The organism is Microbacterium sp. K41 (assembly GCF_004794395.1).
In the GTDB taxonomy this organism is placed as follows: domain Bacteria; phylum Actinomycetota; class Actinomycetes; order Actinomycetales; family Microbacteriaceae; genus Microbacterium; species Microbacterium sufflavum.
Genome location: NZ_SSDO01000274.1, coordinates 1 through 5,403 on the forward strand (window position 1 = coordinate 1; position 5,403 = coordinate 5,403).

The 5,403-nt window shown below is 71.1% G+C and carries 6 protein-coding genes; 2 read left to right on the forward strand and 4 right to left on the reverse strand.

The features are described from left to right. The 4 genes from DW309_RS07665 to DW309_RS07680 all read right to left on the reverse strand — a co-directional run. Positions 1–459: N-acetylmuramic acid 6-phosphate etherase (locus DW309_RS07665; RefSeq protein WP_136045041.1), on the reverse strand; the 459-nt coding region annotated here is incomplete at its 3' end. Further along, positions 456–1,343: an ABC transporter permease gene (locus DW309_RS07670; protein ID WP_136030808.1), complete on the reverse strand. Its 888-nt coding sequence runs from the start codon at positions 1,341–1,343 to the stop codon at positions 456–458. The genes DW309_RS07670 and DW309_RS07665, both read right to left, overlap by 4 nt. Then, the gene (locus DW309_RS07675) at positions 1,340–2,311 is read right to left on the reverse strand and encodes an ABC transporter permease (RefSeq protein ID WP_136030810.1); all 972 of its coding nucleotides are present in this window, start codon (positions 2,309–2,311) and stop codon (positions 1,340–1,342) included. The genes DW309_RS07670 and DW309_RS07675 overlap by 4 nt, the downstream gene beginning before the upstream one ends. A 70-nt stretch (positions 2,312–2,381) precedes the next feature. Next, entirely contained in the window at positions 2,382–3,932 is a 1,551-nt protein-coding gene (locus tag DW309_RS07680; protein ID WP_136035409.1) for an ABC transporter substrate-binding protein, read from the reverse strand. 163 nt (positions 3,933–4,095) lie between these two features. Here DW309_RS07680 and DW309_RS07685 point away from each other — a divergent pair, with 163 nt between their 5' ends. Both DW309_RS07685 and DW309_RS07690 read left to right on the forward strand, forming a co-directional pair. Next, the gene (locus DW309_RS07685) at positions 4,096–4,998 is read left to right on the forward strand and encodes a MurR/RpiR family transcriptional regulator (RefSeq protein WP_136045042.1); all 903 of its coding nucleotides are present in this window, start codon (positions 4,096–4,098) and stop codon (positions 4,996–4,998) included. Continuing rightward, positions 4,995–5,403: hypothetical protein (locus DW309_RS07690; RefSeq protein WP_205812668.1), on the forward strand; the 409-nt coding region annotated here is incomplete at its 3' end. The genes DW309_RS07685 and DW309_RS07690, both read left to right, overlap by 4 nt.

The following is a 5,403-nucleotide window of genomic DNA, read 5'->3' on the forward strand; positions in this document are numbered from 1 at the left end:
GGCCGCGACCACGTACGGGGTGCGGCCGCTCGAGGCGATGCCGATCACGGTGTCGAGCGGGCCGATGCCGGCGGCGTCGATCGCGGCGGCTCCGGCCTCGGCGTCGTCTTCCGCGCCCTCGACCGGGTTCACGATCGCGCCGGGCCCGCCGGCCATGATGGCGAACACCAGCTCGGGCGGCGTGCTGAACGTGGGCGGGCACTCCGAGGCGTCGAGCACCCCGATGCGACCGGGCGTCCCTGCCCCGACGTAGACCAGCCGTCCGCCCCGCGCCATGCGCTCCGCGGTGGCCTCGATGGCCGGGACGATCTGCGGCAGTGCGCGCCGCACGGCCGCGGGCACCGTGGCGTCGGCGTCGTTCATGGTCTGGGCAAGCTCCGCCACGCTCATCTGGTCGAGTCGCGCGTAGCGGGGGTCGCTGGCCTCGGTGGCGAGGGCGCCGAGATCCTCCAGGGTCATCGCTTCCCCCGGTTCCGCGGGTCGAGGCTGTCGCGCAGCCCGTCGCCCAGCAGGTTGAGCCCGACCACGAGCAGCACCACGACCACGCCGGGCGCGATCATGGTCCACGGCGCGATGGTGACGAGCGTGCGCGCCTCGAAGATCATCGAGCCGAGCGACGGCGCGGGCGGCGGCGTGCCGAGGCCGAGGAAGCTCAGCGACGCCTCGGTCAGCACGGCCCACGACAGCGACAGCGTGACCTGCACGATGATGATCGACGTGATGTTGGGCAGCACGTGCCGGAACATCGTGGCCATGCGGCCCTGCCCTGTGCTCTTGGCGGCCTTGACGTACTCGACCTCGCGCAGCGACAGCACCGGGCCGCGCGTGACGCGGATGAAGATCGGCACGTAGACGATCGCGATGGCGACCGCGATCGTGAACCAGTTGCGGTCGAACACCGAGGCGAGCGACAGTGCCAGCAGCAGCGGCGGGAACGCGAACAGGACGTTGGTGACCGCGGTGATCGCTCCGTCGGAGATGCCGCGGTAGAAGCCGGCGATGAGGCCGCAGACCGTGCCGACCACGGTCGCGAACGCCACCGCGACGACCGAGATCAGCGCCGAGTTCGCGACGCCGGCGGCCACGCGCGAGAACACGTCGCGGCCGAACTGGTCGGTGCCGAACCAGTGCACGGCCGACGGCGGCTGCAGGCGCGAGGGCGGATCCTGCGCCAGCGGGTCGAAGGGCAGCAGGCCGAACGCCGACACGACGCTGAGCACCGCCAGCAGGAACACGATGATGAGGCCGGCGAGCCCGCTGCGGCTGCGCAGCAGGAGACGCACGCGCTCCATGGTGCGCCCTCCGCCGGGGGCGAGGGCCGGGGTCTGAGAGATGTCGGTCATGCGGCACGCACCCGGGGATCGATGACCCGGTACAGCAGGTCGGTGAGCAGGTTGACGATGACGAAGGCGAGCGCGATCACCAGCACGGTGCTCTGCACGAGCGCGTACTCCTTCTGCTGGATGCCGAGCAGCACCTGACGGCCGATGCCGGGGAGCGAGAAGATCTGCTCCACCACGACGGCGCCGCCGAGCAGGTAGCCGAACTGCAGGCCGGTCATGGTGACGATCGGGACCAGCGCGTTGCCGAGCACGTGGCGCACCTGGAGGCGGCGCGGCGGCACGCCCTTCGCCCGGGCCGTGCGGATGAAGTCGTTTGCGCGGATCTCCAGCACGGCGGTGCGGGTCGTGCGCATGATGGGCGCCGCGATGCCGAAGCCGAGCACGATCGACGGGAGCAGCATCTGCTGCAGGTTCAGCAGCGGGTCGTCGAACAGCCGCGCGTAGCCCTGGCCGTTGGGGTTGAAGCCGAGCGACTGGGCCAGGATCGCCAGCAGCGCCGTGCCGAGCAGGAACGCCGGGATGGAGAGGCCCGCGAGTCCCACGACCTGACCGACGCCGTCGCGGAGCGAGTCCGGCTTGGAGGCCGACAGCATGCCGAGCGGGATGCCGATCGCGAGGGCGATCACGATCGAGAGGATCGCGAGCTCGAACGTGACGGGAAGGGCGGCCGCGGTGAGGTCGAGCACGCTCGTCTGCGCCCGCGACGAGAAGCCGAGGTTGCCGGTGAAGATGTTGCCCAGCCAGGAGAAGAACTGCACGAACAGCGGCTGGTCCAGGCCGTAGTAGGCCTCGAGAGCCTCACGCTGCGCCGGGGTGAGCGCGGCGGCCTCGGTGCCGAGTCCCGAGCTGATCTGGTCGCCGGGGATGGCGCGCAGCATCAGGAAGACGAACACGGCGACCCCGAAGAGGGTGCCGAGGGCTGCGAGGATGCGTCGCAGCACGCTGTTGCGGAGGAGCTGTCTGAACATGCGCGTGTGAGGGTGCCTGTCGTCGGAGGGGGACGGAGGGGGCGCGGGCGGCCGCGCCCCCTCCGGTCCGCTACTGGATGGAGGTGGTCCGCAGGTACTGCAGCGAGCCGTTCGCCATCGGGGTGAAGCCGTCCACGCTGGTGGCGGTGGCCGTATAGGTGTAGCTGGTGAACAGCCAGATCCAGGCGGCGTTGTCCTCGAGGTTCTCGGAGACCTCGGCGTAGATCTCCTTGCGCTTCTCGGTGTCGGCGGTCTGGCGGCCCTCGGCGAACAGCGCGTCGAGCTCGGGCGAGGAGTACCCCGCGACCTTGTTCAGGTTGCCGGTGCTGGTGAAGTAGCGTCCGTACATGCCGTCGGGGTCGGGGCGTCCGCCGTTGAGAGCGACCGCGGCGTCGAAGTCGGCGGCGATCCAGCGGTCGACGAACGCGCCGGACTCGAGCACCTCGAGGTCGAGCGTGATGTCGGCGTCGGCGAGCTGCGCCTTCAGGTTCTGCGCCTCGTTGACGGAGGTGGCGTACTCGCCCTGCGACACGATCGTCTTGATCGTGACGCCGTCCTCCTTGCCGGCCTTCTTCAGGTACTCGGCCGCCTTGTCGAGGTCGCGCTCGGGGCACGGGCGCGCGTCGGGGTCGGACTTGAACGCCGGCGACGTGATGGGCCCGGTGACCTCGCCCTCGCCGAGCGCGGCGGTCTCCAGCACCTCCTCGCGGTCGATCGCGCACTGGATCGCGAGCCGCACGTTCACGTCGGCCAGGTCGCCGCGCGTGGCGTTGAGCTGAAGGGCGTGGTAGCTGAGCTGCGGGGTCGTGGCGACCTCGACGTTCGCGCCCTCGGCGGTCTGGGCGACCAGCGGGTCGTCGAACACCGCGAGCTGCACGTTGCCGGACTGCATGGCCGACACGATCGACGACTCGTCGGGGATCACGCGGAACTCGACCGTGTCGAGCAGCGCCTTGTCGCCCCAGTAGTCGTCGTTCTTGGCGAGCGTGAGCGACTGGCTGGCGGTGCGGTCCTCGAGCACGAACGGGCCGGTGCCGTTCGGGGTGGTGTTGAGCGCTTCCTCGGTGTCGTCGGAGGAGAGCATGGCCATGTTGATCACGGCGAGATTGGCGGGCAGGGCCGCGTCGGGGGCGCTGAGGGTGAGGGTGACGGTGGTCTCGTCGGTCGCCTCGACCGCGGTGACGGACGCCAGCGAGCTGCGCGCGACGGCCGCGGTGGCCTCGGCGGCGATCGCGTCGAGGGAGTACTTCACGTCTTCGGAGCCGAACGTGCTGCCGTCGGCGAAGGTGACGCCCTCGCGGAGGTGGAAGGTGACGGTGAGGCCGTCTTCCGAGACGTCCCACGACTCGGCGAGGCCGGGCACCACGTTCAGGTCCTCGTCGAACTCGGTGAGCGTGCCGTACAGGTTCTGCAGGACGTTGACCGCTTGGAACTGCGTGGCCTTCCACGGGAAGAGGGTGTCCGGGTCGCTGGTGACGCCGATGACGAGGTCGCCGCCCGCGGTGCCGCCCTCGGAGGGCGAGGGGTTCGACGCCGGCGCGGAACACCCGGTGATGACGAGCGCCATCGCGACGCCCGCGGCGGAGAGAGCGCCGAATGACGCCCGCCGTACTGTGCTCATGCTGTTTCCTCCTGGCTGGGACCGCGTCGCCCTGGCTGGGTTCAGGCGATGCTGCCTGACGTCCCGTGAACATCGTCGGTCTGGGTGGTACCAAAAGTACACGAAGGTCGCTGTCGGTGTAACAGAAGTTCCTCTACTGTTATGAACACCGATCGGAGAACACATGTCCCACGACGCCGCCCGCGACGACGCCGGCGCTCCCCCCGTGCTGGTGCGCATGCGGGCGATCCGCCCCGAGCTCCGCCCGAGCGAGCGGCGCATCGCCGATCTCTTCCTCGCCGACCCGGCCGCCACCGCCGGCCTCTCGGTCGCCGAGCTCGCCCACCGCTGCGACACCTCCACCACCTCCGTCGTCCGCTTCTGCAAGCGCCTGGGATACGAGCACGTGCGCGAGCTGCGCAACCACGTGCTGCGCGAGGTGGAGCGCGAGACGTACGACACCGCCGCGCTCCCCGCCGTGTCGGGCGACATCGACCGCAACGACACGCTCGCCGACATCGTGGCGAAGGTCTCCCTCGCCGAGACGCTGTCGCTCGCCGACACCGCCAAGGTGCTCGACACCGAGTCGCTGCGCGCCGCGGTCGAGGCGATCACGTCGTCGAGCCGCGTCGACATCTTCGGTGTCGGGGCCAGCTCGATCGTCGGCCTCGACCTCCAGCGCAAGCTCACCCGGATCGGGCGGACGGCCCTGGAGTGGTCCGATCCGCACGCCGCCTGGACCTCCGCCGCCACCCTCGGCCCCGGCAACGTCGCCATCGCGGTGTCGCACAGCGGCGCGACCACCGACACCATCGAGTTCCTGCTCCTCGCCCGCAAGGCGGGGGCCACCACGATCGCGATCACCAACCACGCGGGCGCGCCGCTGGCCGGGCAGGCCGACATCGTGCTGACGACCGCCGCGCGCGAGACCGGCTTCCGCTCCGGCGCGCTCGGCAGCCGCATCGCGCAGCTCATGGTCGTCGACTGCATCTTCATCGGGGTCGCCCAGTCGAACTACGACCGCTCGATGGAGGCGCTGCGCGACACGTTCGCGGCCGTGCACCACGTGCGCGCCAACGGCGCATGACGGGCGCGGACGGCCGGATCCGCCTCGGCCTGTTCAGCGCGTTCGCAGGACTCGGCGTGACCGCGGCGTTCGTCCCCGCCGTGCTGCCCTCGGCGCAGCGGGATATCGGCGCCGACCTCAGCGCCGCGGTGCCCGTGCTCTTCGCCGCGCTGCTGGTGGGCGTGCTGGCCTCGGGTCCGCTGCTGACGCGCAAGCCCCCGCGCACGACACTGCTGCTCGGCAGCGCCCTGCAGGCCGTCGCACTCGTCGCCGCCGCGTGGGCGGGCGATGCGGTCGTGTTCATCGCCGCCGCCGCCGTCGCCGGGTTCGGCTTCGGGCTCGTGGAGGCCTCGGGCTCGGTGGCCGCGAAGGCCGCGAGCACGGGCAGCGCGACCGGGCTGCTGAGTGCGCTGATGGGCAAGGTCG